This window comes from Pseudomonas sp. I8001 (assembly GCF_013385345.1).
Taxonomy (GTDB): Bacteria; Pseudomonadota; Gammaproteobacteria; order Pseudomonadales; family Pseudomonadaceae; genus Aquipseudomonas.
The window spans coordinates 25057-25393 of sequence record NZ_JACAQC010000062.1 but is presented as its reverse complement, the minus strand read 5'-3'; positions in this window follow the sequence as shown (position 1 = coordinate 25393).

The window sequence follows — 337 nt, the reverse complement described above, 5'->3', positions numbered from 1 at the left end:
AGCAAGATCAAGATCAAAAGCAAGAGCACGGCGGCCTGAGAGCCGACCTGAGTGTTAAAAGCAAAGGCAAAATCCAGAGCGAAAGCAGAGCTGCTTTTCTGTAGGAGCTGGCTTGCCGGCGATGCAGACACCTCGGTACATCAGACACACCGAGGCGATGCCATCGCCGGCAAGCCAGCTCCTACATTTGAACCGTGCCCGCTTTAGCTTTTGATTTGGCTTTTAAACACTCAAGCCGGCCGGTAGGCCGCTGTGCTCTTGATCTGCTTTTGATCTTGATCTTAGGCGCCCCGTTAAACCACGCTGGCCGAACGCAGGCTTTGGAGCGTGGGTAACC